The organism is Pectobacterium colocasium (genome assembly GCF_020181655.1).
Taxonomy (GTDB): domain Bacteria; phylum Pseudomonadota; class Gammaproteobacteria; order Enterobacterales; family Enterobacteriaceae; genus Pectobacterium; species Pectobacterium colocasium.
This window is the reverse complement of the sequence record NZ_CP084032.1, coordinates 3,138,497-3,164,237: the sequence shown is the minus strand read 5'-3', so window position 1 is coordinate 3,164,237 and position 25,741 is coordinate 3,138,497. Positions and strand designations below refer to the sequence as shown.

At 45.0% G+C, this 25,741-nt stretch carries 27 protein-coding genes; 17 read left to right on the top strand and 10 right to left on the bottom strand.

Annotated elements, in window-relative coordinates:
- The first annotated feature begins 150 nt into the window (after nucleotides 1–150).
- From LCF41_RS14365 to LCF41_RS14355, 3 genes are read left to right on the top strand one after another with little or no spacing between them, the layout of a single operon-like run.
- Nucleotides 151–966 (top strand): MipA/OmpV family protein, encoded by an 816-nt coding sequence (locus LCF41_RS14365; protein WP_225085182.1) that lies wholly within the window; start codon nucleotides 151–153, stop codon nucleotides 964–966.
- 26 nt (nucleotides 967–992) lie between these two features.
- Entirely contained in the window at nucleotides 993–2,075 is a 1,083-nt protein-coding gene (locus tag LCF41_RS14360) for an efflux RND transporter periplasmic adaptor subunit (protein ID WP_225085181.1), read from the top strand.
- Nucleotides 2,075–5,158 carry an efflux RND transporter permease subunit gene (locus tag LCF41_RS14355; RefSeq protein WP_225085180.1) on the top strand — a complete coding sequence of 1,028 codons (3,084 nt, stop codon included), beginning with the start codon at nucleotides 2,075–2,077 and terminating at the stop codon, nucleotides 5,156–5,158. The genes LCF41_RS14360 and LCF41_RS14355 overlap by 1 nt, the downstream gene beginning before the upstream one ends.
- A 57-nt stretch (nucleotides 5,159–5,215) precedes the next feature.
- Here LCF41_RS14355 and LCF41_RS14350 read toward each other — a convergent pair whose 3' ends face one another.
- The 5 genes from LCF41_RS14350 to LCF41_RS14330 form a co-directional block, all read right to left on the bottom strand.
- Nucleotides 5,216–5,899, bottom strand: a complete 684-nt coding sequence (locus LCF41_RS14350) for a mandelate racemase/muconate lactonizing enzyme family protein (RefSeq protein WP_225085179.1) — start codon at nucleotides 5,897–5,899, stop codon at nucleotides 5,216–5,218.
- Nucleotides 5,821–5,988 (bottom strand): hypothetical protein, encoded by a 168-nt coding sequence (locus LCF41_RS14345; protein ID WP_250160557.1) that lies wholly within the window; start codon nucleotides 5,986–5,988, stop codon nucleotides 5,821–5,823. The genes LCF41_RS14350 and LCF41_RS14345 overlap by 79 nt, the downstream gene beginning before the upstream one ends.
- 282 nt (nucleotides 5,989–6,270) lie before the next feature.
- On the bottom strand, nucleotides 6,271–7,770 hold the full coding sequence (locus tag LCF41_RS14340; RefSeq protein WP_225085178.1) for a SulP family inorganic anion transporter: 1,500 nt from the start codon (nucleotides 7,768–7,770) through the stop codon (nucleotides 6,271–6,273).
- A 172-nt stretch (nucleotides 7,771–7,942) separates the two neighbouring features.
- On the bottom strand, nucleotides 7,943–8,425 hold the full coding sequence (locus tag LCF41_RS14335) for a YjjA family protein (protein WP_225085177.1): 483 nt from the start codon (nucleotides 8,423–8,425) through the stop codon (nucleotides 7,943–7,945).
- A gap of 328 nt (nucleotides 8,426–8,753) precedes the next feature.
- The gene (locus LCF41_RS14330; protein WP_225085176.1) at nucleotides 8,754–9,590 is read right to left on the bottom strand and encodes a MipA/OmpV family protein; all 837 of its coding nucleotides are present in this window, start codon (nucleotides 9,588–9,590) and stop codon (nucleotides 8,754–8,756) included.
- Nucleotides 9,591–9,794: 204 nt separating this feature from the next.
- Here LCF41_RS14330 and LCF41_RS14325 point away from each other — a divergent pair, with 204 nt between their 5' ends.
- From LCF41_RS14325 to LCF41_RS22365, 3 genes are read left to right on the top strand one after another with little or no spacing between them, the layout of a single operon-like run.
- Entirely contained in the window at nucleotides 9,795–10,472 is a 678-nt protein-coding gene (locus LCF41_RS14325) for a response regulator (protein ID WP_225085175.1), read from the top strand.
- On the top strand, nucleotides 10,472–11,860 hold the full coding sequence (locus LCF41_RS14320; RefSeq protein ID WP_225085174.1) for a sensor histidine kinase: 1,389 nt from the start codon (nucleotides 10,472–10,474) through the stop codon (nucleotides 11,858–11,860). The genes LCF41_RS14325 and LCF41_RS14320 overlap by 1 nt, the downstream gene beginning before the upstream one ends.
- Before the next feature lie 50 nt (nucleotides 11,861–11,910).
- Nucleotides 11,911–12,348, top strand: a complete 438-nt coding sequence (locus LCF41_RS22365; protein ID WP_317630288.1) for a hypothetical protein — start codon at nucleotides 11,911–11,913, stop codon at nucleotides 12,346–12,348.
- Between the two features lie 10 nt (nucleotides 12,349–12,358).
- Here LCF41_RS22365 and LCF41_RS14315 read toward each other — a convergent pair.
- The 3 genes from LCF41_RS14315 to LCF41_RS14305 all read right to left on the bottom strand — a co-directional run bounded on the left by LCF41_RS14315 (nucleotide 12,359) and on the right by LCF41_RS14305 (nucleotide 17,182).
- A protein-coding gene (locus LCF41_RS14315; RefSeq protein ID WP_225085161.1) for an IS5 family transposase occupies nucleotides 12,359–13,203 on the bottom strand; the annotation gives its coding sequence in 2 pieces (ribosomal slippage) (nucleotides 12,359–12,858 and nucleotides 12,858–13,203; 846 coding nt in all).
- A 1,040-nt stretch (nucleotides 13,204–14,243) separates the two neighbouring features.
- Nucleotides 14,244–16,901 (bottom strand): NACHT domain-containing protein, encoded by a 2,658-nt coding sequence (locus LCF41_RS14310; protein ID WP_225085173.1) that lies wholly within the window; start codon nucleotides 16,899–16,901, stop codon nucleotides 14,244–14,246.
- Between the two features lie 53 nt (nucleotides 16,902–16,954).
- Nucleotides 16,955–17,182 carry a hypothetical protein gene (locus LCF41_RS14305; protein WP_225085172.1) on the bottom strand — a complete coding sequence of 76 codons (228 nt, stop codon included), beginning with the start codon at nucleotides 17,180–17,182 and terminating at the stop codon, nucleotides 16,955–16,957.
- Nucleotides 17,183–17,855: 673 nt separating this feature from the next.
- On the opposite strand from LCF41_RS14305, the gene LCF41_RS14300 reads away from it, so the two are divergent.
- The 10 genes from LCF41_RS14300 to LCF41_RS14255 all read left to right on the top strand — a co-directional run bounded on the left by LCF41_RS14300 (nucleotide 17,856) and on the right by LCF41_RS14255 (nucleotide 23,339).
- Nucleotides 17,856–18,701, top strand: a complete 846-nt coding sequence (locus LCF41_RS14300; protein WP_225085171.1) for a DUF6387 family protein — start codon at nucleotides 17,856–17,858, stop codon at nucleotides 18,699–18,701.
- Between the two features lie 159 nt (nucleotides 18,702–18,860).
- Entirely contained in the window at nucleotides 18,861–19,079 is a 219-nt protein-coding gene (locus LCF41_RS14295; protein WP_225085170.1) for a helix-turn-helix transcriptional regulator, read from the top strand.
- A gap of 32 nt (nucleotides 19,080–19,111) precedes the next feature.
- The gene (locus LCF41_RS14290; RefSeq protein WP_225085169.1) at nucleotides 19,112–19,426 is read left to right on the top strand and encodes a hypothetical protein; all 315 of its coding nucleotides are present in this window, start codon (nucleotides 19,112–19,114) and stop codon (nucleotides 19,424–19,426) included.
- Nucleotides 19,427–19,503: 77 nt separating this feature from the next.
- Nucleotides 19,504–19,800: a hypothetical protein gene (locus tag LCF41_RS14285; RefSeq protein WP_225085168.1), complete on the top strand. Its 297-nt coding sequence runs from the start codon at nucleotides 19,504–19,506 to the stop codon at nucleotides 19,798–19,800.
- A gap of 104 nt (nucleotides 19,801–19,904) precedes the next feature.
- Complete coding sequence (locus LCF41_RS14280; RefSeq protein ID WP_225085167.1) at nucleotides 19,905–21,098, top strand: IS4 family transposase; 1,194 nt, start codon at nucleotides 19,905–19,907, stop codon at nucleotides 21,096–21,098.
- 90 nt (nucleotides 21,099–21,188) lie between these two features.
- Nucleotides 21,189–21,425 carry a hypothetical protein gene (locus tag LCF41_RS14275; protein WP_225088186.1) on the top strand — a complete coding sequence of 79 codons (237 nt, stop codon included), beginning with the start codon at nucleotides 21,189–21,191 and terminating at the stop codon, nucleotides 21,423–21,425.
- A 26-nt stretch (nucleotides 21,426–21,451) separates the two neighbouring features.
- Nucleotides 21,452–21,802, top strand: a complete 351-nt coding sequence (locus LCF41_RS14270; protein WP_225085166.1) for a hypothetical protein — start codon at nucleotides 21,452–21,454, stop codon at nucleotides 21,800–21,802.
- 65 nt (nucleotides 21,803–21,867) lie between these two features.
- Complete coding sequence (locus LCF41_RS14265) at nucleotides 21,868–22,110, top strand: H-NS family histone-like protein (protein WP_225088185.1); 243 nt, start codon at nucleotides 21,868–21,870, stop codon at nucleotides 22,108–22,110.
- A gap of 101 nt (nucleotides 22,111–22,211) precedes the next feature.
- Complete coding sequence (locus LCF41_RS14260) at nucleotides 22,212–22,961, top strand: EcsC family protein (protein ID WP_225085165.1); 750 nt, start codon at nucleotides 22,212–22,214, stop codon at nucleotides 22,959–22,961.
- A gap of 57 nt (nucleotides 22,962–23,018) precedes the next feature.
- Entirely contained in the window at nucleotides 23,019–23,339 is a 321-nt protein-coding gene (locus tag LCF41_RS14255) for a hypothetical protein (RefSeq protein WP_225085164.1), read from the top strand.
- 78 nt (nucleotides 23,340–23,417) lie between these two features.
- On the opposite strand, the gene LCF41_RS14250 is transcribed toward LCF41_RS14255, so the two are convergent.
- Nucleotides 23,418–23,900, bottom strand: coding sequence for a DUF4756 family protein (locus LCF41_RS14250; protein WP_225085163.1), 483 nt, complete (start codon nucleotides 23,898–23,900; stop codon nucleotides 23,418–23,420).
- 102 nt (nucleotides 23,901–24,002) lie between these two features.
- The gene (locus LCF41_RS14245) at nucleotides 24,003–24,707 is read right to left on the bottom strand and encodes a replication protein (RefSeq protein WP_225085162.1); all 705 of its coding nucleotides are present in this window, start codon (nucleotides 24,705–24,707) and stop codon (nucleotides 24,003–24,005) included.
- A gap of 187 nt (nucleotides 24,708–24,894) precedes the next feature.
- On the opposite strand from LCF41_RS14245, the gene LCF41_RS14240 reads away from it, so the two are divergent.
- A protein-coding gene (locus tag LCF41_RS14240; RefSeq protein WP_225085161.1) for an IS5 family transposase occupies nucleotides 24,895–25,739 on the top strand; the annotation gives its coding sequence in 2 pieces (ribosomal slippage) (nucleotides 24,895–25,240 and nucleotides 25,240–25,739; 846 coding nt in all).
- The last annotated feature ends 2 nt before the right edge of the window (nucleotides 25,740–25,741 follow it).

Genomic DNA, 25,741 nt, shown 5'->3' with positions numbered 1-25,741 from the left:
CACCCTCTTGATGAAATCTTAAAAAACCACAAAACGTTTCTTGACTAAGCATCAGCATAATCCGCCACGGTGCATAAAAGCTAACACCAATTAGCTTGCACCCACCAGGGAACACCATGGTAAAAGATTATCGCGTCAAAGAGGGGATGTATGAACATAACAAGAATGATTTTATCTACTAGCCTGCCCGCTATCGTGCTATCTGGCACCGCATTGGCTGCGGAATTGGAAACATCATCGCCCTCGATTTTCGGCGACCACACGGATGTGACCGTGGGCGCTGCCGCTCAAAATGCGCCGCGTTACCGAGGGAGTAAAGATCGTCAGACTACGGCCCTGCCTGTGCTGACCATTCAGCGCGGCGCGCTTTATTTCGATTCTACGCATGGTATTGGCTGGCAATACCAGTCGCCTTCCGGTTTTTATCTCGATCACGCCATCGGTTACGACATGGGAAGGGATGATAAAAACAGCCAGTGGCGTGCAGGCTCAAACCGACTGAAAGGAATGGGCAAGGTTAAAGGATCGGTAACCACCACCGTAACGGCGGGGTATCAGTTTGCGCCGTGGCTAGCGCTGGAAGCGAGCGGCGAGTTTGCGCTGAGTGAGACAAAAAGGGGAAATCACTACCGCGTCGGGGCAAAGAGCACGGTATGGCAGTCCGCGGCACAAGACGATGTGCTGGCATTGTCGGCGGACGTGTTGATGGGGGATGCTCGCTTTAACCAAACCTACTATGGCGTGACGCAGCAGCAGAGTATCCGCTCCGGGTTGGCAGTTTATCATGCTGGTAAAGGCGTTTACGGCTATGCGCTGGGGGCAAACTGGACGCATCAATTTAGCCCTGTGTGGTCAACTAACGTGGCGGTGACCTCAACCTGGCTTACTGACAAGGTTGCGGATAGTCAAGTTGTTGAACGGCGTAATGATACCGGCGCCACGCTGGCCGTTCTGTATTCGTTCTGATGTTATCTGGTAAGTGAGAGGATGTAATGATGGTCAGCCGTTTTGCTTTCTGTCTGCTGTCGGCCGTGTTACTTAGCGGCTGTGACAGCGCTGATGATGTGCCTGTGTCACCGTCCGTCAGGCCGGTAAAAACGTTGGTGGTCATGCCGGCGATGAGTCGGGAACCGGTGACGTTGACAGGGGAAGTTCGTCCTTATGAAGAAACGGCGTTAGGTTTTCGACTGGATGGTCGCATCCTTAATCGTCTGGTGGATGTGGGCGCGTCGGTAAAGCGTGGCGATGTTATTGCGACGCTTGATGCACGCGACAGTGAAAACCAGTTGCGTAGTGCACAGGCGGATTTAGCCAGCGCAATTTCGGCGGAACGGCTGGCGAAAAGCAATTTTTCCCGCATGAAGGCACTGGCTCCGGGCGGAGCGATTGCACGCGTGCAGCTTGATGAAGCGCAGGCAAATTGGGACGCGGCGGTTTCCCGCCGTGAAAGTGCGCAGGCAACGGTGAAAGGCGCGCAGGAACGCTTCGGCTATACGCAACTCACGGCCACACAGGACGGCGTCATCACTACTGTCAGCGCGAACCCCGGCCAGGTGGTGAGTGCCGGACAAGAGGTGGTGAAACTGGCCTCCCTCGACGGGCGCGATGCGGTGTTTGATGTACCGGAACGGCTGGTTAATCAGTCACTTTCCTCGCGCGTTATTCGTGTTTCATTGCTGTCGGATCCGAGCGTTCAGGCTGAAGGGCGAGTGCGGGATATCAGCCCACAGGCCGATCCCGTTACGCGTACTTTCAGAGTGAGAGTCACGTTAACTTCGCCACCCGCTGCGATGGTACTGGGAGCAAGTGTGAAGGGTGCAATACAGCAGTCTGACACGGCCGTCATTGAACTGCCTGCCTCTGCCCTTACGCGACAGAGGGAGCAGCCTGCGGTCTATGTCGTAGACACGGCAACGCAGACGGTTCGTTTGCGGCCGGTTACCGTGGCGCGCTATAGCGACACGACGATTTTCATCTCCGAGGGGCTGAAACAAGGCGATCGCGTGGTGACCGCTGGCGTCAGTAAATTACGGCCAGATGAGAAAATTCGGCTGGATGAGGAGGAGCGTCGCTGATGTCACAGGAACAACAACCCACTCGCGCCCGCTTTAACCTGTCCGCCTGGGCACTGGCGCATCAGCAACTGGTCGCGTTTATGATGCTGGTGATTATGGCGGCAGGCGTGATGAGCTACCAACGTTTGCCTCGCAACGAAGATCCGGCATTTACCATTAAGTCCGCAGTGGTGTCTGCCGCCTGGCCGGGCGCCACGGTGAATGATACGGTCAATTTCGTTACTGATAAGCTGGAGAAAAAATTACAGGAAACGCCGTATCTCGATTATGTCGAGAGCTACACCCGAGCTGGGGAATCGGTGGTTTTCGTTAACCTGCGTGATGACACGCCGCCATCTGCCGTACCGAATATCTGGTATACGGTGCGTAAGAAAATGACGGACATCGCCAGTTCGCTCCCTGATGGCGTCAGCCCGCCGTCTGTTAATGACGAATTTGATGATACGTTTGGTACGATTTATGGCTTTACCGCCGAAGGGTTTTCGCCGCGAGAGCTGCGCGATCGTGTCGAGGATATTCGCGCTGCGTTATTGAGCGTGCCGGATGTTGGCAAGGTCGACATGCTGGGCGTGGAAGAAGAACAGATCGTGGTGACGTTTTCTCCCCGACGTCTTGCCGGATTAGGGATTGATGCGCAGCAGGTTATTGATTCACTGAAAGCGCAGAATGCGGTCACGCCTGCCGGTATTATTCGCACTGAAGATGAGAAGATTGCCGTGCGCGTTAGCGGGGCGTTCACCTCCGAGCAAAGCTTGCGCCAGATTACATTGCGCATCGGCGGGAAATTTGTCCCGCTGGTTGATATCGCTACGATTCACCGTGAAACGGCAGAACCACCGTCGCCAACGTTTCGGGTGAATGGTGAGAAAGCGATTGGGCTGGCAATCTCCATGGCTCCGACTGGCAACATGCTCAATTTCGGTCAGGCCATTCGCGATAAAATGAACGTGATTGCAACGCAGCTTCCGCATGGGATTGAAATGACGCGCGTGGCCGATCAATCGGAAGTGGTGAAAGGGGCAGTCGGCGGATTCATCAAAGTGCTGCTGGAAGCTGTTGCGATTGTACTGGCGGTATCGTTCGTCTCTCTTGGCAGCCGTGCCGGATTGGTCGTTGCTGCATCCATCCCGATTGTGCTTGCGATGACCTTTATTGGTATGGAGATAACCGGTATTGGCTTACAGCGTATCTCGCTCGGGGCGTTGATTATTTCGCTGGGGTTGTTGGTTGATGACGCCATGATTACCGTGGAGGCGATGGTGTCGCGACTGGAAGAGGGCTGGGATCGCAAGCGGGCGGCGGCCTGGGCCTATGAAAGCACGGCCTTCCCCATGCTGACGGGGACGCTGGTGATGATTGCCGGGTTTATCCCGGTGGGGTTTGCCTCATCAAGCGCGGGCGAATACTGCTTTTCACTTTTTGTCGTCGTGCTTATCTCCTTGCTGAGTTCCTGGATCGTGGCCATTCTCTTTTCGCCCTTGCTCGGCGTCTGGTTGTTGCCAAAAACGTTTCGTCACCAGCATAACGAACCGGGGCGGGTTGGTCGTCTTTATCGCCAGTGGCTGCAACAAGCGCTGGCAAACCGGGGAATGACGTTACTCATCGCAGTGCTGTTGCTGGTGGTCGCCTTGTTTGGCGCTACCCGGCTGCAAGGCGAATTTTTTCCCGCTTCGGACAGACCGGAACTGCTGGTCAGTCTGACGCTGCCGGCGAACGCTTCACAGGCCGCGACGGAAACGCAGGCGAAACGGCTGGAAGCCATGCTGAAAGACGATCCCGATGTTGACCACTTTTCCACCTATGTTGGGTCGGGCGCGGTACGTTTTTATCTCCCGATGGATGTGCTGTTGAGCCACGAAAATATTGCGCAACTAGTGGTGGTGGCAAAAAGTCTGGAGGCGAGGGACGCATTGGCCGCACGGTTGAATCAGGTGCTTGAGCGCGATTTTAGCAATATTGTGGCACGTGTGTCCGCACTGGAGCTGGGGCCGCCAGTGGGCTGGCCACTTAAATATCGAGTCGCCGGGCCGGATATTCACCGCGTCCGTGATATTGCGCAAGGTCTGGCTAGCTTGGTGGGGAATCAGGCTGATGTTCGTGAGGTGAATCTGACCTCGGGCCAACCGGAGCGCACGGTGAACGTGGTGCTCAATCAGACGGAAGCCCGCGCCGTTGGCATCAGTTCGCAGGATGTATCCAGCATGTTGGCGGCGATATTTTCCGGTTCTACGCTGACGTCGGTGCGCGATGGTAATCGGCTGGTGGATGTGGTCGTGCGCGGCACGCCGCAGGAACGCAGAGACGTCGCGACGATCGCTAATCTGCAAATACCGGTCGCGGATGGGCGCTCCGTCCCGCTGGAGCAAATCGCTACCGTGGCGTATGGTGTCGACGATCCGATTATCTGGCGGCGTCAGCGCGAGCCGTTCATTACGGTACAAATGGATGTGGCATCGGGCGTGCGGGCTCCTGCGCTATCTGAAAAACTGGCGCCTGAGATTGAACGCTATCGTACCACGTTACCCGAGGGGTACCACATCACAGAAGGTGGCGTGGCGGCCGAGTCTGATAAAGGCAATAGTTCCGTATATGCGGTGTTGCCAGTGACGCTGTTGGTCATGCTGGTGCTATTGATGATTCAGTTACAGCGCATTTCTCGCATGGTATTGGCATTTCTGACCGCGCCGTTTGGCCTGATCGGTATTGTTGCCGCCATGTTGCCGACCGGCACACCGATGGGGTTTGTGGCGCTGCTGGGGGCGATTGCGTTGGCGGGCATGATTATTCGTAATGCGGTTATTCTGATTGGCGAAGTCGATCTGAACGTGAAAAACGGGCAGCCCGCGACAGAGGCGATTGTGAATGCCGCCCAGCATCGTTCACGGCCGATAGTCTTGACCGCGCTGGCGGCAATTCTTGGCATGATCCCGATTGCACATCAGGTGTTTTGGGGGCCGATGGCGTACGCGATTATCGGCGGGTTGATGGTGGCGACGCTGCTGACACTGCTTGCGCTGCCTGCGGCGCTGAGTTTGCTCATGCAGTGGGAAGGGCGGAAAGCGGCAAATTCTACGTCGTCTTAAGAAAAACGCGGCAGGTTGTGGCGCGAGGCGTGATAGCCACAACCTGCCGAATTGTCGTTATTGATCGACGACGGAACCGTCGACGTGCAGCCGGGTTTTCAGGCCGCGACGGCGGTAAGGGAAGCGGTTCTCCAGATCGTCCGCCAGCTCGATACCGATACCGGATTGCGTCGGTATTTCCATAAACCCGTCCACGCATTTGAAGGTGTTCTTCACCACGTCTTTTTTCCGTACGCCGTTTTCGACGCCTGTTGCGCCAAATTTTTCCGACAACGCCGGCTGGTCATCCCCTGGATACTCCAGCAGGGCAAAATTCGGAATGCTGACGGCGATCTGCAAACAGGCGGCGGTAGACACCGGGCTGAGCGGGTTGTGTGGTACGACCATCAAATCGTTGGCTTCTGCCAGCGCCGCCACTTTTTTCGCACCGGTAATGCCCCCGCACATGCAGACATCAGGGCGCACATAGGCGACCGCGTTGCGGCGAATCAACATCGCAAATTCCTGCGGATTATTCAGGCGTTCGCCAGTGGCAATAGGAATATTGATTTTGTCGGCCACCTCCGCCATGGAGTCGAAGTTATCTGCGGCGATAGGGTCTTCAATAAAATAGGGATAAAACGGCTCAATACCGCGAGCGAACACCACGGCATCGGCGGTTTTCAGACGGCGGTGAACTTCGATACACAGGTCGACATCGTTACCGACCGCTTCCCGATATATTTGCCCGCGATATCCCACAGGGCGATATCGATGGCGCTGATCGCCCCCATGATGGCGGCGCCGCGGAAATGCCAGCAGCGGTACATATACTGCCAGTGGTGTTCAATACGCAGCGGATCTTGCCCAATCAGATACGTGCGCAGTGCCTCAACCGCACCTTTGGAGGCATCGAGAAAGCCTCAGGCACCGGATTCGCCAATGCCCGTTAGCCCTTCGTCAGTGGTGACCTCAACAAACATATATCGATTCGCGAGGATCACGCGCACGTCGGTAATTTTCATCAACTCTTTCCTTAAGTTAGCCTGCTTAGCATTGAGTCTAATCACACAGGCGGGCGGGTTGTCAACGCTGGCGTCCGCGACGGTAGCCGTCTTCGAACGCCGGGTGACTTAGAGGTGCCCAGACAGACGCTGGTGGATTTTGGTGCTATGGGTATCCAGCCCGACGATCGTGACCTTCGCATCGTAGCGATGATAGCGGGTTTCGATCGCGTCGAGCGCCGCCACGCTGGAGGCATCCCAGATTTGGGCGTGCGTCAGATCGATGGTGACGTTCTGCGGATCCTGTGCATAGAGAAAATGCTCAAAGAGGTCGTTGCTGCTGCCGAAGAAGAGCGGCCCGCGCACCATGTAGTGTACCGACTGTCCGTCTTCACTCACCTGACGCTCCGCGTGAATGACGTGCGCCACGCGACGAGCAAACAGCAGGATGGCAAAGATTACACCGCCCGCTACGCCGATAGCGAGATTCCCCGTCGAGACGGTGGCGATAACCGTCACGATGACCACCAGCGTTTCCGACAGCGGCATACGTTTCAGCGTCGTAGGATGCAGGCTATGCCAGTTCATCGTCTTGACCGCGACGATCATCATAATGCCGGCCAGCACCACCATGGGAATCTTCGCCATGATTTCGCTCAGTCCGGTCACTAACAGCAGCAGCACCAGCGCGGCGGCGAGGGTAGAAAGGCGCGTGCGCGCTTTACCTAACTCCACGTTGACCACGGTTTGCCCGATCATTGCACACCCGGCAATGCCGCCGTAGAAGCCGGCGAAGATATTGGAAACGCCCAGTCCCCAGCATTCGCGGCGCTTGCTGGACGGCGTATCCGTGATGTCGTCGACCAGTTTGGCCGTTAACAGCGACTCCATCAGTCCGACAAAGGCAATACTCAGCGCGGTCGGCCAGATGATGTGTAGCGTTTCAAGATTGAGCGGCACCAGCCACTGAGTGAAACCCGGTAATCCGGGCTGCATAGGGCCAGCATCGCCGACATTAGGCACCGTGATGCCGGTAAAAATAGCGATTGCGGTTACCGTCACAATCGCGACCAGCGGTGCGGGAATGCTTTTCACCACATAAGGCAACAGCAGAACAATCGCGAGCGTCAGCGCAAACAGCAGCCAGACAAGCGAGGATTGCCCGTAAATATGCGGGACCTGCGCTGCAAAAATTAGGATGCCCAGCGCATTAACGAAACCGATCATCACCGAGCGCGGGATGTAGCGCATCATTCTCGCCAATCCGGCCAGGCCAAACAGAATCTGGATGATCCCTGCCATGATCACGGCAGGCAGGATATAAGCTACGCCGTGTGCGTGTACCATCGGTCCGATAACCAGCGCTACGGCTCCCGCCGCCGCCGTCACCATTGCTGGCCTACCGCCGAGGAAGGACATGGTGAAGCACAACACAATGGAGGCTATCAGGCTAACTTTCGGATCGACGCCTGCGATGATAGAAAACGAAATCACTTCTGGGATAAGTGCCAGCGCGGTGATGGTGCCAGCCAAAATCTCGCGCATCAGCAGCGAAGGAGAGCGTAATACAGCAAGCGTTGACGGCGCAGAAGGCGATGGTACCGGCGTGGCGTCGGGTGATGAAATCATATATGCAGGCTTAATTTTTATGTCATGACAAAATGCGGGAGAGGATAAATTATCGGCAGGATAAAAGATACTGTCCTTCATCGGCGGGTAGGGAAAACTCCGCGATGAAGGAAGGGGGCATTGGCGCGATATCTGCTCAATAAAACCGTTGGCAAGAGCCAATGAATCAATATCAGGAAAGGAATTTCACACCTTGCTTCAAGACAATATCGCACGCCTTGGTCTTCACCTTTTCCGCCAAAGGCGTATTTCCTATATTATTCAGATTCAGCTGTTTGCCATCGCGGGTATTCAAGAGACCTGCCAGCCCTTGTGTATAATCAGTCTGTTGCTGTTTTTCTTGCTGAGAAGTCAGACCAAGTTTATCCAACAATTGGTTTTTGATGTTTTCTGTATTGGTTGCAGAAACCAACTTCTGTTTCACGCAGTATTGCAGGATCCCTGCCGCGTTGTTCATGCTGCTGGCACTTAACGCCTGATTGCCACCATTGAGCAGCCCTGCTAATCCACTCAATCCGCCGGATGAAGCACTATTCTGACCGAGTTGGCTAACCGCGCTGGAAAGTGAATCCTGCAAACCTGCTGCCTGGGCGTAGCCTGTAAGCATAAAAGTCGCTAAACCAACGGCACCGACTACGTTTCTGATTGATTTCATGACACCCTTACTCTCTGTTTAACGTCCACGTTGTAGAAAATACCGTGAAATATCGTACTTAAAAAGCGGAAATCTCTGCATCGTTTCTCTTCTTTTATTTGAATTTTTTACGGTTTCTACCACGTTTTTTCTGACTCCTGTCTCTATCTATCCGTTCTCCCGTGGAATTCAAGAATACGATTGCTCGGACAGTCCATTAATGGGGGCAAAGGTGTGATCTCTTCCTTTTGTTCAGTACCGCCCCATCATCTGAACTAGGGCGGTTCGAATTTGTATTTATTGATAGTGCATAGCCACACGCTTCCGAGAAACACATATCGAACAACGATCAGAAGCTATATGTCACCTTCAGGCTTCCCGTGGGCGATGTTTTTCGTTGAACAATTGAACTATTGCGTGCATCACCAGCCAACTGCGTAAAACCTGCTGCGGCATCTATGCTCCAGTCTTGGGTGAGCTTGTGCGTCCAGCCCATATTCAGTGAATAGGCGTAAATTCCAGACTTGGCATCATATCGCGTAAACCCCGATGCCGCCGACTGTGATGCACTTACCCCGTAGTAAGTCTGCATGTACTTGCTGGTTCCCCAACTGCTGGTCAGCGCCAGTGTCACGTCATCTTTCGATGACGAATAGAGCGGGCTGACAATGCTGAAATGCAGGGCCTCGCCATTGTTTCGCTGAGAAATCGGCACCTCAGCCTGCAATTGCAAATTAAGCCAGTCGGTGACCTCGTATCCCAGGCCAAGCAGACTGATAGCCGAGCCTTTGACGTCACCCATACCTCGCAAGTCGTCGCTACCGTAGCTGAGCGAGTCGCTGTCCACGTCACGATCCTTTCGGCCTGCGCGATAACTCAGCGCAGCGCTGTAATCAAATTTGCCGATGCTGTTACCGTAACCGATACCACGCGTGGTACTGACGAAGAAACCATTTACCATAGAGTAATCAATTACCAGGGCAGTCGTGACGCGGCTTTCATCCGAACCAGAATAACGTGGTGCAACATCCGCGCCTCCCCCGAGAGTCAACTGGTTACCCTGTTGTTGTCCTGCTGCCAGTATTGGGGTGGACAGTAACGCCAGGATAAATCCCGACAACGATTTTTTCAGGGTACGCCCCGAGAGTGAATGGAGGAACTTATGGCTCAGTTCGATGTTTCTCATTAAGGAAGTCCTTGTGGATTCAACTGACTACAATACAAGCGGTTTTAAACGCCGGAACGCTCAGTTTGAATGCTGACTCTGAAGTTCTCATGAGCCCAAAATGAAGAAATACTGAAGTAAGTGCCCGTTCTGCAAACCTGATAGATTCCCTGATATCGTTTTTTCTTCAGACGTTCTTCATTCACTGTTGATAAAGTGGCTATTGTGAAAATTCTCCTAATTGAAGACGACATCGATCTTGGCAATGGCGTGCGTATTGCCCTGACAGACCAAGGGTTAGATGTCATATGGGTTCGCCGTAAAGTGGATGCTCTGCATCAACTCGATGTATGCGTGCCAGAACTGGTATTGCTCGACCTCGGCCTGCCCGACGGTGATGGCATGAGCCTGCTGACGCGTCTGCGTCAGCAGTTCAAGGGAATCCCTGTCATCATCCTGACGGCTCGAGGCACTCTGCAAGATCGTTTGACTGGGCTGGATGCTGGTGCAGACGACTATCTCGTCAAACCTTTTGTTCTCGCCGAGTTATTGGCCAGGGTGAGAGCACTTGTGCGGCGCAGTTACGGTTTTCAGAATGAGGTGATAGAAATTCGAGGGCTATCTCTCCATGCGCCGACTCGTCGCGTGACAGTGAGTGAGAGTCATGTTGATTTGACGGCAAGCGAATACGCGCTGCTTGAAACATTAATGTTGCGCGCTGACCGTGTTCTGACACGTCGTTTTTTGGAAGAAAGGATCTTCGGTGCAAAAGAAAATATGAGCAATGCGCTCGATGTACATATGGGAAATTTGCGGCGCAAAATCGGTGACGGCTATGTGCGAACGGTGAGAGGTGTGGGGTTTGTCATTGACACCGTACCCATTCAGAAGGGGGCAGGTTGATGCGTAATTTTTGGCGCAATCTGAGAATCCCAACGCTCGTACGGCGAATTATGATCGCCCAGATGCTATTACTCACGCTGCTTTGGTGTATTTTTCTGACCTACATTTTATGGGATAACTTACGTAGCCCTCCAATGCTATCAGGCAGCAAAACCTATGAAACTATTCTGACATTGGTGGATCGTATGGGGGATCGCCCGCACGATCTAACCGATGTGCTGGAAACGTTCAGCAAGGCGTTGCGAGAAGGTTATGGCGGAGGTGAAGACCCAAAAATGTCAATCAGCCTAATCGTTCGGAAGAATAAAGCGATCATTTATTCATCTGATGGCGCTCCAGTAGGCGTGACAAACACCGATTATGGGATGATTCAGAAGATTCAGAGTAACGGCCGAACCTGGACTAGCCGTACTTTGAAGTCTGGTCATTCCGACACAGAGGTGACACTGGTCACGCCTGCCGGAGGTTGGAACTTCTTCATATACCTGAACTCGCGCGGATATTACATATTACCGCTGCTGGTATGCATTCCTTTTCTTTTGTTTCCTGCGTGGCTGTCAATCCGCATTGCAATGCGCCCCTGGAACAAGGTGGTAAATGAGGTTTCCTTACGAACACCAGAAGATCTTTCTCCCTTAAAAGCAGTTCCCAAGCACATGGAACTTCGCCAAATGGTGGACGCGATTAATATATTCCTTGCCAGGGTACGAGAAAGCACTGAAAGGGAGCGGACTTTCATTGCCGATGCCGCACATGAGTTGCGTACTCCGCTGGCGGCAATGCGAGTCAATGTTGAGGCTTTACAGTCCGATGTAAGCAACGTTAGTCAACAGGAATTACTTGCAGGGATTATTCGCAGCAATAGCCGTGCGGCTCGTCTCGTCAATCAGTTGCTGTTGCTGATGCACAGTGAAGCGCGCATTGACACGGTTATGGAGCCTGTGCCGCTGACGACGCTCATTCAAGAGCGAATGGCTGAGTTGGCACCGCTAGCTGCGAAGAGCAGAATTGAGCTGGAGCTATATGCTCAAGATGACGTCTGGGTTACAGGTGTCAGGGAACGCTTAATGTCACTGATCGACAACTTGATTGAAAATGCCGTGAAGTACAGTCCTGAGGGCGGGCGGGTTGAGGTAGAGGTACGATCGTTAGATACATCCACTCAGCTGCGTATCTCAGACGCAGGGCCAGGCATCAAGGTTGAATTAAGGGAGCGGGTGTTCGACAGATTCTTTCGTGATCCCAATCAGATACAAAGTGGGAGCGGGTTGGGGCTTGCAATAGTCAAAGCGGTTGCGCAGCAACACAACAGTCGTGTTTTCCTGAGCACGTCAGCAGAAGGTGGACTCATGGTTATTGTTGACTTCCCAAATCACCATTCCGTCTGAAAGAAAGCACCGTTTTAGTCCCAACTCGGAGTAGGACACTTACCAGAATAATGGAGCATAAATTGAAATATTTGCCCCTGGTTACAATAGTATTTTCTATATCACTCAGCGGATGTGCCATAACCGTAAGCGATTTAAAGAATAGCGAATCGTCTTTAGACGGCAGTTTCATTAGCAAGACGGGAGCGTCCGATACTTATCGAACGCTAAGGTACATGGCAAGGCAGTGTCTGGAGTATCAGTCATATTCAGGAAATCCGGTCATCGTATTTAGTGAGTTTGACGGCGAGCGGCAAGAAGGCGAGATCAATCAAAAGTTTCTTTCAGAAGGACTGCTGATTAACAACACACTAATTGAGATAGAAAACCATGGTGGTGATAAAGCTAAGATCAATCTATACACCACGAAGAATATCTTGAGTACAGGCATCAGGTCGCCAAATATAAGTGATATCAAGCGGTGGGCTGACGGCGATAGAACCTGCTAGGCTGTGTCCCTTAATTGCATAACTTCTTGTAAAAGAGTCGGATGCAGCCCAGTTTCACCATCGACAGATAATTTCTCGCCGTTTTGTCGTAGCGTGTGGCGATACGCCGGTACTCTTTTAACCGACCAAAACATCTCTCCACTACGTTGCGGCGGCGGTAAACGTCACTGGCGAACCGTGAGCGTCCGTCAGAAGCCATTTTTTCATTAGATTTTCGCGGGATAACTACTTTTATCCCTTTTCGTTTCAGTTCGTTACGAAGCGCATGCCCTGAATAAGCTTTGTCAGCCAAAACCGCATAACCACGGCGCTTCATGCTGCCGTTCTGACGCTGAACACCAATACCATCCAGCAGGCGTAATGCGAACTGGCTCTCGTGAGCCTGTCCGGGACTCAGCACAATGTTTAGCGGGAGACCGCCTGCATCTGTCGCCAGATGGATTTTGGTGCCAAAACCACCGCGAGAGCGACCCAGCCCATTATCTCCGGTGATATCGGGATGTTTTTTTGAGCACCGGCAGCACATTTCAGCGCACGGATATTACTGCCATCCAGCGCAGTAGCAGACCAATCAACAAGGCCATGTGCATCAAGCAATGAAAGTAACCTGTTGAAAATAATGTTAATGACACCAGATTTAGACCACCGATTAAAGCGATTATAAACCGTTTTCCAGGAGCCATATCGCTCAGGTAAATCGCGCCATGGCGCACCAGAACACAACACCCAGAACATACCGTTGATGACTTTACGATGCTCAGCCCATGGGCGTCCGGCTCGTGGGGATGTAGGTTCAGCAGGCAGTAGGGGCTGGATGATGCTCCATGCTTCATCGGGAAGATCGTATCGGGCCATATCTCAAAGTGTTGTGGAAATAAGTAGTTACTATAGCTCAGATTATTAAGGGACACAGCCTAGCATGACACTAAGCTATACAGCGAAACATCCCGCCCCAAAATTAGCCACTCCCTGAAATTGAATATTATCCACGCGTAACTTGCTTCTTTGTAAGTTTACAGCCGTGTTGAAAGGGTTATTCCGTCGATAGCTTTACTCGCCGTAGCAACGGTTCGTTGGCACGGCTAACCAGCCGCAGAGCATTTCCCGTGATGTAGTGATCCACTTTCTACGGATACCGTTACGTTGCGGATATTTGAGTCATTAAGCGCCATTTGGGGGGCACTCCGGCATCGAACCAACTTGACCACCAATCTGACCACCACATTCTCACGATGCAGAAGGAAAACGTGGGCATCAGGAATGTTTTGCACGTGAATTTGTTGGATAAGATGTTGAAAAGCAAAAATCCCGCTTAAATTTCTTTAGGCGGTATTTTCTAAATTTGGCTCCTCTGACTGGACTCGAACTTCATCTGTGACTCCTGTTGTTACTGACTTTCTTATAAAGGTATATTTTTTTACCATCATATTTACCAGTATTTTTAACGCTGTATCGTGAAAATGTCAATTTATATCAATTTGTTATGTTGCTATTAATCTTGGTGTTAAATTCAAGTACTATTCTGTAAGTCTGTTTTGTTAATTCTTGACTGTGCGCATAAATCTCAGAATTTATTGTCATTTTTTTGCGATGCTATTATCCGAAAGATGCATGGATATATAACAAACCCTATTTTCATTAGACGATAAAATAATAATTACTACATTCATGAAGTTCGATCATTACAATTTTTATTGTCCTTTATAAGTAATAAAAAATGAAAGGTAATGAGTCGTTATGTCTAAGTTTTATAGTCTGGAATTAAGTTTATACAAGCTATAATTAATAATTATTATTTCAGTTTTTTTTGTTAAATAACTATCTCTAAGTTGTAATTTTCAAATCCATATTATAATAACCCGAGTGTTTTTATCACTCGGATTTTGAGGATGTTTTTAATTGCAAGCTTGTATATTTTCTACAAGAGTATTTAACTCTTCTGATGGTATCCCTTGCTCTATAAAGTCTATAACTGTTTTATATTTTTTTGATATGTTATATTGTTGCATTGTCGGTTTTTGGGGATCTTTAAATTTTATAATTACTTGATTATCAATCATGTAAGAGAAAATAGAGATCGTTGCCAATTTTTTTCTAACTTCTTCTTGTTTGCGTGGATAAAAATTACCTCTTTTATAAAAAATCTTAAATGCTTTCAAAACATCAGAGCGTATTGATTCTAAAGAGTTTTCATTTTCTTGTTTTTTTTCATTGATAAGATGTTTTATATGGCTGAGATCGCAATCATTTGAAAACATATTATCATGAATTATGTATTTTATACCATCTCTGGGGTCAATATCTTTAAAAAAAGATTTTTCAAATCTGGTATTTGAATTCATCAAACACTCCCAGAAATATTGATAGTTGTTGAAAGTGCAGTTAATGAGTTTTTTGTTTCTAAAATCAAATATAATCTTAGAGGTGGCATTCCCAAAAACATCGACAAGACATAACCCATCAATTGTATTTTTTGTATGAGAAAACAACTTTTCAATTATCGAGGTTCTTGTCTCTGTATCAAATTTATAAGACTGATCGAGATTTACTACATCTAGCGATAATATAACTAAAGATGAAATAAAAAGATCGCAGTTAGTAGGTGAAATACTTTTTATTTTTTCTATGTTTTCTAACATGAAAAATAATAATTCATCTGAGAATGTAAATTTCTCAGAAACAGAACGAGTAAAGCTACTATCATATTTTATATATCCAGAAATAATGTCTATCATTTTTTCATCAAGAGAGTCAACATTAAGTTTTTTAAAATAATTAACAATCAACAATGATTTGAAATATGTGTCAAAAACGTCATATCTAAATATAAACTTATTATCTGTAAACTCTATTAGCGGATGCCCTTTAAAATTCTCTATTATTAGTTCATCATTATTAACATTGATATCGGATAAGACATTTTTTACATCATACACGGAAATCCCATTGGCTTTTTCAGATGCCATTTTCATAAAAAATAGTATCTGCTTATCAACAGAAAAAGTACCGAGTTTGACAATCTCTCGCTCACATATTAGAGAAATTAAAATATCTACATTATGAGTATTAGAAAGATACTCACTTTTTTGTTCAACTTGATTCAGCTCAGTAAAAGTAGGCGATTTAACGATACGAGCAATTATATCGACTAAAAAAGGAATGTAATTCTTTTCACTATCTTTGTATTCGATGGCAAAATCATTTGCAATATCTAAAGCTTTGATTATTTTTTTCTGATCGTTATTAAATTTTTTAGCATAGAAATCTAATGCCAGTTTTTCATCAAATGGGCTGATTTTTATTTCAGGAATAACTAAGCTACGCCTTACGCCATTCCAAAAGTGATCTCGACACGTTATTAATATTTTTGTATTGTTAAGTTCAGAGGAATATTCATCAAAAATAGAAGTTATAAATTTTTCAACATCAAACTTGTCACCAAGTTTAGCTATAACTTCGTCAATACCATCTAAGGCTATTATTAAACTGCCATTATCAATAGACAATTTAAGTAACTCTCTATTAAATCTTGATGACTCATCGTCATCTGAGTCCATTAGCGCGTTATAAAAATCATAGACATCACAGATTTTATTTTTTGAGCTAAATTTACGTGATAATTCATTTATTATTTCTTTTGAATCAATAAATAAAACTCCATTTTTATGCGTCTCATAAACGTAATCAAGGAACTGTTTTGCAATGGTAGTTTTACCTATTCCTCCGTGACCACTAATAACAAAAAGTGGCTCATTCTCAGATGAAAACCATAATTTTAATCTTTCTAATGCTGATATATTTTCTTTCTCATCGTTTTCATAAAAGCTATCAACAAAAACAGACTGATCAAATTTTTCATATGGAAGAATACAATCTTTATATAAAAATTCATAACCGAATTCATCAATGAAATAGACATGTTTAGTTTTAAATAAACGTTTTATGTTATCTTTTCTTTTATCGATATCTTTGATTTTTGGTCGTTCAGTCAAGACTATAGCTAATTCTGGATATTTCAGATAATGATTCGTAGTTATATCCCCAAAAGTTTTTCCTTGATTTGCTTTTTCATGTATATAAATAAACTCCTTTACACTGGAGAACTCATCTACAAGTCTATATATTTCATAAATGATATATTCTTTCCATGACTTTTTCTTGATAGGAAAGCCCTCAGATAATGAATAACTTGTATTTTTATCCATATAAGACTGAATCGTTTTTTCAATAGTTCTATCTCTATGTGACTCTACATCGTTCTCATTCGTGAAGTTAGCATATTCAGAACTAGACCTAAATTTATGTAATTCATCTTTCAGATTATCTAACTCTGAAGGTGATGCTGCTCTTACTTCATCTGTATTCTGCCCTTTTCGTACAAGGACTACCCCTGAATCTAGCGTTTTTGTCTTAGTTTGTAACTCTCTTTTTAACTCAACTAAGTAGCCGGGGGGCATAATTTCAAATACAAGTAAATTATTCCCATTATGGTCAATATATTCCATTGAAAAATTAAAATGATTTGGAGTGACTAGAGTTTCTAAACGACGCAAGATATCTTTTTTAAAGTCAATTAAGTTTGCTAATTGCTTTATTTCTTGATTGTTTATATTATATGTTTTTTTTCTGATTCAGAATAACCAAAGATAAGGTATCGATTTTTACCTACATATCCTAAATATCCATTAAATAGAGAAATCAGGTCTTTTAAAAATTCCCCCCACTTAGTTGCCATTTCTTCTTTTGGTGTAAGTATATTCCAGTACCATTCTTTTTTAAACTCAATAATAGGGGACTCATCTTGAGTTAGTAAATACGAAATATCTGCTTTCATGACAATCCTTAGGTATTTTGTTAATTAGATCTATATGCCGTTATGGGTAGTGTCTAAATAGCTGTTCCCCTACACCCTACACAAGCCTTGTGGGCAAGGGATGGTCAGATTCCCGCCTCGGAATCCATTTATATCAAGGATCAGGAGCGGTAGTAATGAGTAGCAAAATAATCACCGATGGTTACCATTTAATCCTACTATTCGGAACAGCTATTCAGTTACTAGCTGCTGGTTGTTTAGATGCATCTCTAACGTCTGGAACTTATTTATAAGGCCCTCACGCGGTAAGAATTATCTTTAACTTGATTACTGACAGCTCAGTAGCTCAACAAAAAATTTTGTAAGTGTAAGTTTTGGCTCTATGACCGTGATCTACAGTCTTCTATGAAGAATTTTTAACAAATAACTTTATGATATTTTTAATAAAATTGTGCAATTATTGCAAGTTAATTTTTCAATGACACATTGATTGCTGTGATTTTGAGCACATCGGTACATATATGTGGCTTGTTTTTGAACAACGTCAAGACTAGTTGCTTTCAAGGGCTACCCGAGTAACTTATTCTAAGGTTAACAGCAGGGCTTCTTATCCTGTTCAATAAGTTAGCATCATAATGCATGATGTCATACCCATGTGGATCAATTTCTGTTCAGGATTAGCAGGAAGGTAGAGATGAAAAGAGCCGAAATCGCAGATGAATTGGATGAGTGGTTTGATGTAAGCCGCTACGATGCGCTTAACGAATTGACGCTAGAACAGATTTATGTTGAGTTGGAAAGGCGAATGATTGCCTATAAAGCACTGCAACAGTGGGCAACGCTGGATGAGAAGCACCGCATGTTGGCAGTTTACCACGAAGCCATGATCAAAACCGGGAAAGTGTTGCATGAAGGGCGTTGGTTGTCAGATCGGATTCTGGCCTCAAGCTATGCGGTAAAACCACTGAAAAGGGATTCGCTGTTTTCTTATGCCCGTGCAACGCTGCATCTCGAAGACTCAACACCTAAAGACGAAATTTCAGTCAACTCGGAATATGTCTCTGAATACTTGCAGCAGGGAAAGCTGAACCCTTCTGGTAAGATGCTTATTGAAATTGATCTATCGGAAGCGAGTAGTGATGACATCGTTGAGCATCTAAAAACGCTTGTTCCTCAGTGGAAGAAGCAAATGAACGCATCTGAACCTCCCGAAAAAGATTATCGCTTTGGTCATAAAACCTTCAGGAAAATTCTTGACTACAAGATTATCCCCTTGATGGACCTTATTTACTGGGAAGAAGTGAATGATGTCAAGATCCCGTATTCTCTGCTTGCACCTGCGTTGCATCCTGACAAGCGTTACGCAAGAGGCAGCGAGCAAATCAAAGCGACTGACTATCCATTAGCTGCGAACTTTCTGAATGACGACAGTTACTTCAAGTCGTTGAATGATTTTTTCATAAAAAACAGTCATGTGAAGAATTCAAAGATCAGTGATGTCATCAAAATGAATGACAAACCGGAACCAAAAAAAGGGTAAATTCGCTGCCAGTCAACGTACCCTATACTCACCTTAGATGAATTTCCCCTACATTCACCAGCCTTAAACGACATTCATGTTTGGGGATGGTGAACCAATCTAGTTTCTCATAGGCAATCTTCCTACAATTATCTCCATCGAACAACACAGGAGATAAATATGGTTCAAATCGTAGCAAACAAAAAACACCGCCTTATTCGTTTACCAGAAGTAAAAAGAAGAACAGGTTTTGGGAAGACGTGGATTTATACGCTTATTAAAGCTGGTCGCTTTCCATCACAGGTTAAAACAGGATTAAGGTCTATTGCCTTTATTGAAAGTGAGATTGATGCATGGATTGAGAAAATCATTTCTGATTCACGTCCTGTATCTGAATAACAAATATTTTAATAACAACAAGAGGAAATAAAATGAATAATCAAGAAATGAAAAGTATCAAAGAGTCATCTACCAATATTTTTACTGCAATGGCGAAAAATCTTTATATCACAGGAATACGTATATATAAAGAACAAGAAGAACTTGAGGTGTTAGCAGCCATTATGTTGGATAGCGAGAGAACGGAATCATATCTTTTGCATGTTAAAGAATATCTGGCAAAACGCTTTGATGAGCATATGGAAGAAGTGGGTAAAAGAGAAAGACTGATTTATGTTGATATGGATAAGGTTATGCATGAAATGAGATATGTTCATACCCAAGCATTACTTTTTAGCATGAGCTAACAACAGCGTATTCGGCCCCGTAAGGGACTAATAAAAAACAATAAATAAAATAAGCATTTAACTATGAGGGTATAAATATGTCTAAAGGAAAAATAAGTATTAATAAATCAACCGAACTGTTCTATGACCTTGCATGTAGATCATTTGCCGCAAGCTGGAATATGTTCATGGAAGTTAATGGCGATGGTGACGCCAATGAATATTTGGATGACCCGGATTTTATGAGTCCATTTATTATCCATGTGATAGACCATATTCAGAACAACTTTGAAAGATTCACTACCCAAGAGGGAAATCATGGTGATATTGAACATGTTAACTATGAACGGGTTGCGGCCATGTTAGTCGAGTATTCAGAAAACTTTAGAAAGTAAGAACTAATCTTGCCCCGCAAGGCTGACGAATCCCCAGAAAACAAGACAGGCATAGAGTTTTATGATCTACTGATTTTCGCCAAAAAATTCAATGAGATCACCCTATGCCTGTCCGTAAAGTATGCCAGACTTTTTTCCATAACGCTTTAGCTTCAACGCATCAATACCGACAAAACGCGCTCATTGACTCAACCACTGCGTTGATAAACGGTGCGACGCTTTCGCTCACCAGTATCGGGCGCCATTTGCCCGGTGCGGCTCGTGTGAAAGATAAAATAAAACGGGTTGACCGCCTTTTGGGAAATTCTGCGCTTTATAACGATATTCCGAAAATATTTAATCAGATTACGTCCATGATGACCAAAAACATGCCGTGGTGTGCTATTGCCGTTGACTGGAGTGGCTATCCCTCTCAGGAATTTCATGTCCTGCGTGCCAGCCTTGTCTGTGATGGTCGTGCTATCCCCTTGATAAGCCAGATTGTTCCGTCGAAAAAGCAAAACAATGTTCTGATACAGAATGCCTTTCTTGACGCGCTTGCCAGTGCCATCGCTCCGCAAACGAAAGTCATCATCATCACCGACGCGGGCTTCCAGAGTGAATGGTTTCGGCGTATCAAATCACTGGGGTGGGACTTTATTGGCCGCATCCGGGGAAACGTAAAATTTTGCCTTCATCATGACAAAGAAAACTGGCTGAGCGTGAAAGACTGCAAGGAAACGGCATCTGCGGAATATCTGGGAATAGGTACGCTGGCGCGTTCAAAAAAAGCGCAATGCAACGGATATTTTTATCTTTATAAAAAAACGCCGAAAGGCCGAAAAAGCCAACGTCGCAAAGGGAAACCGAGCCATCCCACAACAGAAAAAGAGCAACGAGCCTCAGCCAAAGAGCCGTGGCTGATATTTACCAGCACAGAGGAATTTAAGCCCCGTGAAATCATGAAGCTCTACAGCAGACGCATGCAGATTGAACAAAACTTTCGGGATGAAAAGAGTGAGAGATTTGGCTTTGGCTTACGCGCCTGTGGAAGCAAAACAGGTGAGCGGCTTTGGGTGCTGAGTCTGCTGGCGACACTGGCATCCATTGTACTCTGGTTATTAGGATATCATTTTGAAAATAAAGGACTTCATCTTCATTATCAAGCGAACAGCCTTAAAAGTCGAAGAGTGATATCGTTTTTGACACTGGCGGAAAATGTACTGCGGCATTCACCGCGAATAATCGGGCGGGTGAAACTGGAGAGTATTTTAGCCCAACTCACCAGCACCTACCGAAGCATGGTGCTGGTTTATTAGCGATGATTTTGTGGGGATCCCTCAGCCCGCAAGGGGCTAACCAAAATATAAGAGGAAATATAAATGGTAAACAACAACGAACAAAGTTCTATGACAAATAAAATATCTGTAGTAGTAAGTATGCTGTGCGAAGGAACTCCTAAAGTAATGAATACTATTCAAGAAAGCCTAGATGTGTTTCTTGCTCTGAGCGGGTATTCAGTAGAAGAAATGATAGGAGATAAAAACTTAGTAGATGCATTAAATCGACATATCAATAACGATTTAGCCGATGAGTTAGGTCTAGAATACGGTTCTGTCATCATCAATGTCGTTTATAACAACTAACCATTAACATAATAAAAGGATTAAAGATGAAAGAGATTATATTAAATAAAACTGAAAAAGAAAAAAACGAACTTATTGCCAATATCTTGCAAGGATACTGTGATGAAATATATACCATTTATGAAAAACATCCTGAAACAGCAATCGATATTTTGAAGGATGGCTTCATGTCAAGCGTCATATATGATGTTTTGATAACTCGTGAGATGAAGAGATGCTCTATCAAAAATGATGTATCTGATATCAATAGAAGAGATTTAAAAGCCACAATATTGTATTGGCACCAAGAACACATTATTGAACTTGTTTCGAAAAATATAAATCAGGATGGAAATCAAGATCCTGTTTATTGGAAGCTGAAAATAACAGTTGTTTGATGATAAGCATTATTATTCCCTCGAAAGAGGGAAATAACATGAGTGATAAAAATAAGGAGTATAATATGATTGAAGAATTCCACGTTATGTTTATGTATAGGAAAATCCAAGCTGAAGCGGCTACTACTGACTTAAAGATATTGAATCAACTGTTGAAGAAGTTCCGCAAGGTAGTAGCGGAGCGGCGTGAGGAATATTATCAGGAGATTGGTGAGAAAAAGGCCTGTAAGCTGAGGATGAAAAGACTACAAAAGTTGCTTGAGAAAATGGAATGTGAACGGATATCACCGGAGAAACTCATAGGTTGATAATAATTAATAGGATTGGCATTTTTTTATTTATTAATACTAAAGTTTTGGCTTAGATTGCCGATAAAAGCTCGGGAGATTATATCTCTTCTGAGGTCATTATGGATTCTGACGATAATAAATCAAATAAATTTTCAGGTGCAACGGCAGCTTTTGGTGCATTAGGCAACTTTGGTAAAAAAATTCTTTCTAAAAAGGATTCGGTCCAAGGTGAGGGGAGCGAAATCACTGAATCGAAAGTTATGCAGGTCCTCGACTGGGCTTATGATAAAGCTTGTAATGGAGTTGTCGGCTTGGATTCTGCACAAGAACTTGCTGAACCATATTTGAATGGTGAGGGAGAGCTTGTTGATAAGGTTAATGCGCTAATACGGTGGCAAAATACAAAAGCGGGAACATCTGGGTTTATAACTGGCCTTGGTGGAATAATAACTCTTCCAGTTGCTATCCCAGCTAACATATCCAGTGTCATATTTATACAAGTTCGCATGATCGCAGCGATTGCTCATATGGGAGGATACGATTTAAAAGATGACCGCGTCAAAACACTTGTATATACCTGTTTAACAGGAAATGCTGCAAAAGATATAGTCAAAAATATAGGTATTACAATTAGTACAAAAATGACTAATACCTTAATAAAAAATATTTCTGGTGAAACAATAAAAGCTATAAATAAAGCGGTAGGGTTTAGACTTATAACTAAATTTGGACAAAAAGGTGCTATTAACCTCGGTAATGCAATACCACTAGTTGGTGGTGTTGTTGGCGCTACATTTGATAGCGTGTCAACAAATACTATTGGGAACATATCTCGTAATATCTTCATTGAAGAAAAAATCCCTGAGTGATTTTTTAGATAATAATCCATAATTCTAATTTTTTACAATTTACAAACAGGTCGTAAAATGAAACCTTTAGACCGCGATTTAGCAAAGAAATTAATAAGAGCTGTTGGGGAGGAATATGAATATCAGGTGTCTGGTAATCCTCAAGATGCATTTTTTGATGTTTACTTTGCAAGAGAAAAACATGGCATCGCTTTTCAAGTCAGACATTCAACGCATCCATCAGCACAAGACGGAGGATGGCTGCAGGTCCATCACTATGAAGGTGAACCTGCTGATTGGGGGCCTGCCCTACACTCACTCAGAACAATTGGTGATGTTGTCGCATTTTGTCAAACGTTGATAACGTTCTCTCAAATTAAATCCAAAAGACAAGCCTAAATAAATTACTTCGATCTTTATCTGGCATATATTGAGTTAATACTTGGTAAGTGCCAGATTAATCCTGAACTAATGCATTTAAACAGCCATTTTCCTACGTTTTGTATTCGATGCTCCAAAATCTGATGAAATACTGGAAAGCTGTTCAAGACTCTGCTCAACAGAACGCTGAAACTCAAGTGCTGCTTCTGTACGCTGTTTTATAATTAGGGATACGATTTCTTCATCACTTTTTTCTACAATCGCTTTTCCATAAAGCCTACGTTCATAAAACTTATCAAGATTCCCTGATGATTTTGCAGATGTGTTGGCTGCTGAAAAACTTATAGGATTAAGTTCTTCAATAAAAGAATCCATAAGAGACTTTCTCTTTCTATCCAACCTACGTAGTTCCGTATGGGCTGAGTAATATTCTTTTAGTTTATATTGTGGCACAGAGTCATCTTCACGCAGTCTGAAATACTCTTCTCGATATTCGTCCATTGATGGTTGTTGTTTAAGTTTTTCAATAGTATAAAAATATGCTAATAAATCGCTGTTGTCTAATTTTACATTTCTCATAAATACCTCGTTAATAATGATTGTTATATTTATATGTTAAGGGATATAGAGAAGGTGTCAAATTTAGAGAGGTGAAAATAATACAGTGCACGGATGAATAGATTATATATTTTCATCTTCATTGATGTATTCATGATAATCATCAAATATATTATCTCCTGAAACTGAGTCCCAATCTATATCATCATCAGGTGCAGAAAGTAATGGTGTTTCATCTCCCTTTGTTGTTTCTTCTTTATCCTTATTATTTACAAATATGGACTCTTTATATACGGTAGAAAAAACGTTCTCTACGCCTTCACTGGTAGTTCTGAGCGATTTTTTTACATATTCCTTGCGTGTTCCATTAAGCGTCCGGTATTGGCCTTTCAGAAAGAGATTTGCATTTATTAATGTATGTTTACCATCTAGGATAAGGATGCCTTTATTGATAAGTTTTTTCCAGCATTTGCATACATTTGATTTACTCATGTTCAGTTCTTCAGCGAGGGCTGATTGAGATATACTGGCTATAAGATTTCCATGCTGCATGAGCTTACATAATCGGATCATTATTGTGTATTCTGCTCCAGACATATTCTTTCCGAGCTTTTCCAGATTATCTAAAAAAGCGTGAGCATAGGCTATTCCCGGTTGTATATCAGAACTATGCTCTTTCCTTACATTAACAGTTATTTTGTCTTTTTTATTTCTGTTATAAAAACTGTAAATCTCTAGCTTTTGTTTATCTGTGAAGTGATTTCTGTTGATATAGTTTTCTACTTCTTCACTGCTTGAGTTCATTATTTTGTTGTAATCAATGCTCATAATCATTCCTTTTATTATTATAATGTTTTTATATACAATGCAGAATGTAATCTTGTCAAAAATAAATGTGAAAAAAGGAAAAATAATACACTTTTGCGAAATTGCGTTCACTTTTCTGAATATGCTAGGCTGTGTCCCTTAATAATCTGAGCTATAGTAACTACTTATTTCCACAACACTTTGAGATATGGCCCGATACGATCTTCCCGATGAAGCATGGAGCATCATCCAGCCCCTACTGCCTGCTGAACCTACATCCCCACGAGCCGGACGCCCATGGGCTGAGCATCGTAAAGTCATCAACGGTATGTTCTGGGTGTTGTGTTCTGGTGCGCCATGGCGCGATTTACCTGAGCGATATGGCTCCTGGAAAACGGTTTATAATCGCTTTAATCGGTGGTCTAAATCTGGTGTCATTAACATTATTTTCAACAGGTTACTTTCATTGCTTGATGCACATGGCCTTGTTGATTGGTCTGCTACTGCGCTGGATGGCAGTAATATCCGTGCGCTGAAATGTGCTGCCGGTGCTCAAAAAAACATCCCGATATCACCGGAGATAATGGGCTGGGTCGCTCTCGCGGTGGTTTTGGCACCAAAATCCATCTGGCGACAGATGCAGGCGGTCTCCCGCTAAACATTGTGCTGAGTCCCGGACAGGCTCACGAGAGCCAGTTCGCATTACGCCTGCTGGATGGTATTGGTGTTCAGCGTCAGAACGGCAGCATGAAGCGCCGTGGTTATGCGGTTTTGGCTGACAAAGCTTATTCAGGGCATGCGCTTCGTAACGAACTGAAACGAAAAGGGATAAAAGTAGTTATCCCGCGAAAATCTAATGAAAAAATGGCTTCTGACGGACGCTCACGGTTCGCCAGTGACGTTTACCGCCGCCGCAACGTAGTGGAGAGATGTTTTGGTCGGTTAAAAGAGTACCGGCGTATCGCCACACGCTACGACAAAACGGCGAGAAATTATCTGTCGATGGTGAAACTGGGCTGCATCCGACTCTTTTACAAGAAGTTATGCAATTAAGG

Bases quoted from the DNA above. Each gene is read 5' to 3' on its own strand.
- LCF41_RS14365 (WP_225085182.1), top strand. From the start codon at position 151: ATGAACATAACAAGAATGATTTTATCTACTAGCCTGCCCGCTATCGTG.
- LCF41_RS14360 (WP_225085181.1), top strand. From the start codon at position 993: ATGATGGTCAGCCGTTTTGCTTTCTGTCTGCTGTCGGCCGTGTTACTT.
- LCF41_RS14355 (WP_225085180.1), top strand. From the start codon at position 2,075: ATGTCACAGGAACAACAACCCACTCGCGCCCGCTTTAACCTGTCCGCC.
- LCF41_RS14340 (WP_225085178.1), bottom strand. From the start codon at position 7,770: ATGATTTCATCACCCGACGCCACGCCGGTACCATCGCCTTCTGCGCCG.
- LCF41_RS14335 (WP_225085177.1), bottom strand. From the start codon at position 8,425: ATGAAATCAATCAGAAACGTAGTCGGTGCCGTTGGTTTAGCGACTTTT.
- LCF41_RS14330 (WP_225085176.1), bottom strand. From the start codon at position 9,590: ATGAGAAACATCGAACTGAGCCATAAGTTCCTCCATTCACTCTCGGGG.
- LCF41_RS14320 (WP_225085174.1), top strand. From the start codon at position 10,472: ATGCGTAATTTTTGGCGCAATCTGAGAATCCCAACGCTCGTACGGCGA.
- LCF41_RS22365 (WP_317630288.1), top strand. From the start codon at position 11,911: ATGGAGCATAAATTGAAATATTTGCCCCTGGTTACAATAGTATTTTCT.
- LCF41_RS14305 (WP_225085172.1), bottom strand. From the start codon at position 17,182: ATGAAAGCAGATATTTCGTATTTACTAACTCAAGATGAGTCCCCTATT.
- LCF41_RS14300 (WP_225085171.1), top strand. From the start codon at position 17,856: ATGAAAAGAGCCGAAATCGCAGATGAATTGGATGAGTGGTTTGATGTA.
- LCF41_RS14295 (WP_225085170.1), top strand. From the start codon at position 18,861: ATGGTTCAAATCGTAGCAAACAAAAAACACCGCCTTATTCGTTTACCA.
- LCF41_RS14290 (WP_225085169.1), top strand. From the start codon at position 19,112: ATGAATAATCAAGAAATGAAAAGTATCAAAGAGTCATCTACCAATATT.
- LCF41_RS14285 (WP_225085168.1), top strand. From the start codon at position 19,504: ATGTCTAAAGGAAAAATAAGTATTAATAAATCAACCGAACTGTTCTAT.
- LCF41_RS14280 (WP_225085167.1), top strand. From the start codon at position 19,905: ATGCCTGTCCGTAAAGTATGCCAGACTTTTTTCCATAACGCTTTAGCT.
- LCF41_RS14275 (WP_225088186.1), top strand. From the start codon at position 21,189: ATGACAAATAAAATATCTGTAGTAGTAAGTATGCTGTGCGAAGGAACT.
- LCF41_RS14270 (WP_225085166.1), top strand. From the start codon at position 21,452: ATGAAAGAGATTATATTAAATAAAACTGAAAAAGAAAAAAACGAACTT.
- LCF41_RS14265 (WP_225088185.1), top strand. From the start codon at position 21,868: ATGATTGAAGAATTCCACGTTATGTTTATGTATAGGAAAATCCAAGCT.
- LCF41_RS14260 (WP_225085165.1), top strand. From the start codon at position 22,212: ATGGATTCTGACGATAATAAATCAAATAAATTTTCAGGTGCAACGGCA.
- LCF41_RS14255 (WP_225085164.1), top strand. From the start codon at position 23,019: ATGAAACCTTTAGACCGCGATTTAGCAAAGAAATTAATAAGAGCTGTT.
- LCF41_RS14250 (WP_225085163.1), bottom strand. From the start codon at position 23,900: ATGAGAAATGTAAAATTAGACAACAGCGATTTATTAGCATATTTTTAT.
- LCF41_RS14245 (WP_225085162.1), bottom strand. From the start codon at position 24,707: ATGAGCATTGATTACAACAAAATAATGAACTCAAGCAGTGAAGAAGTA.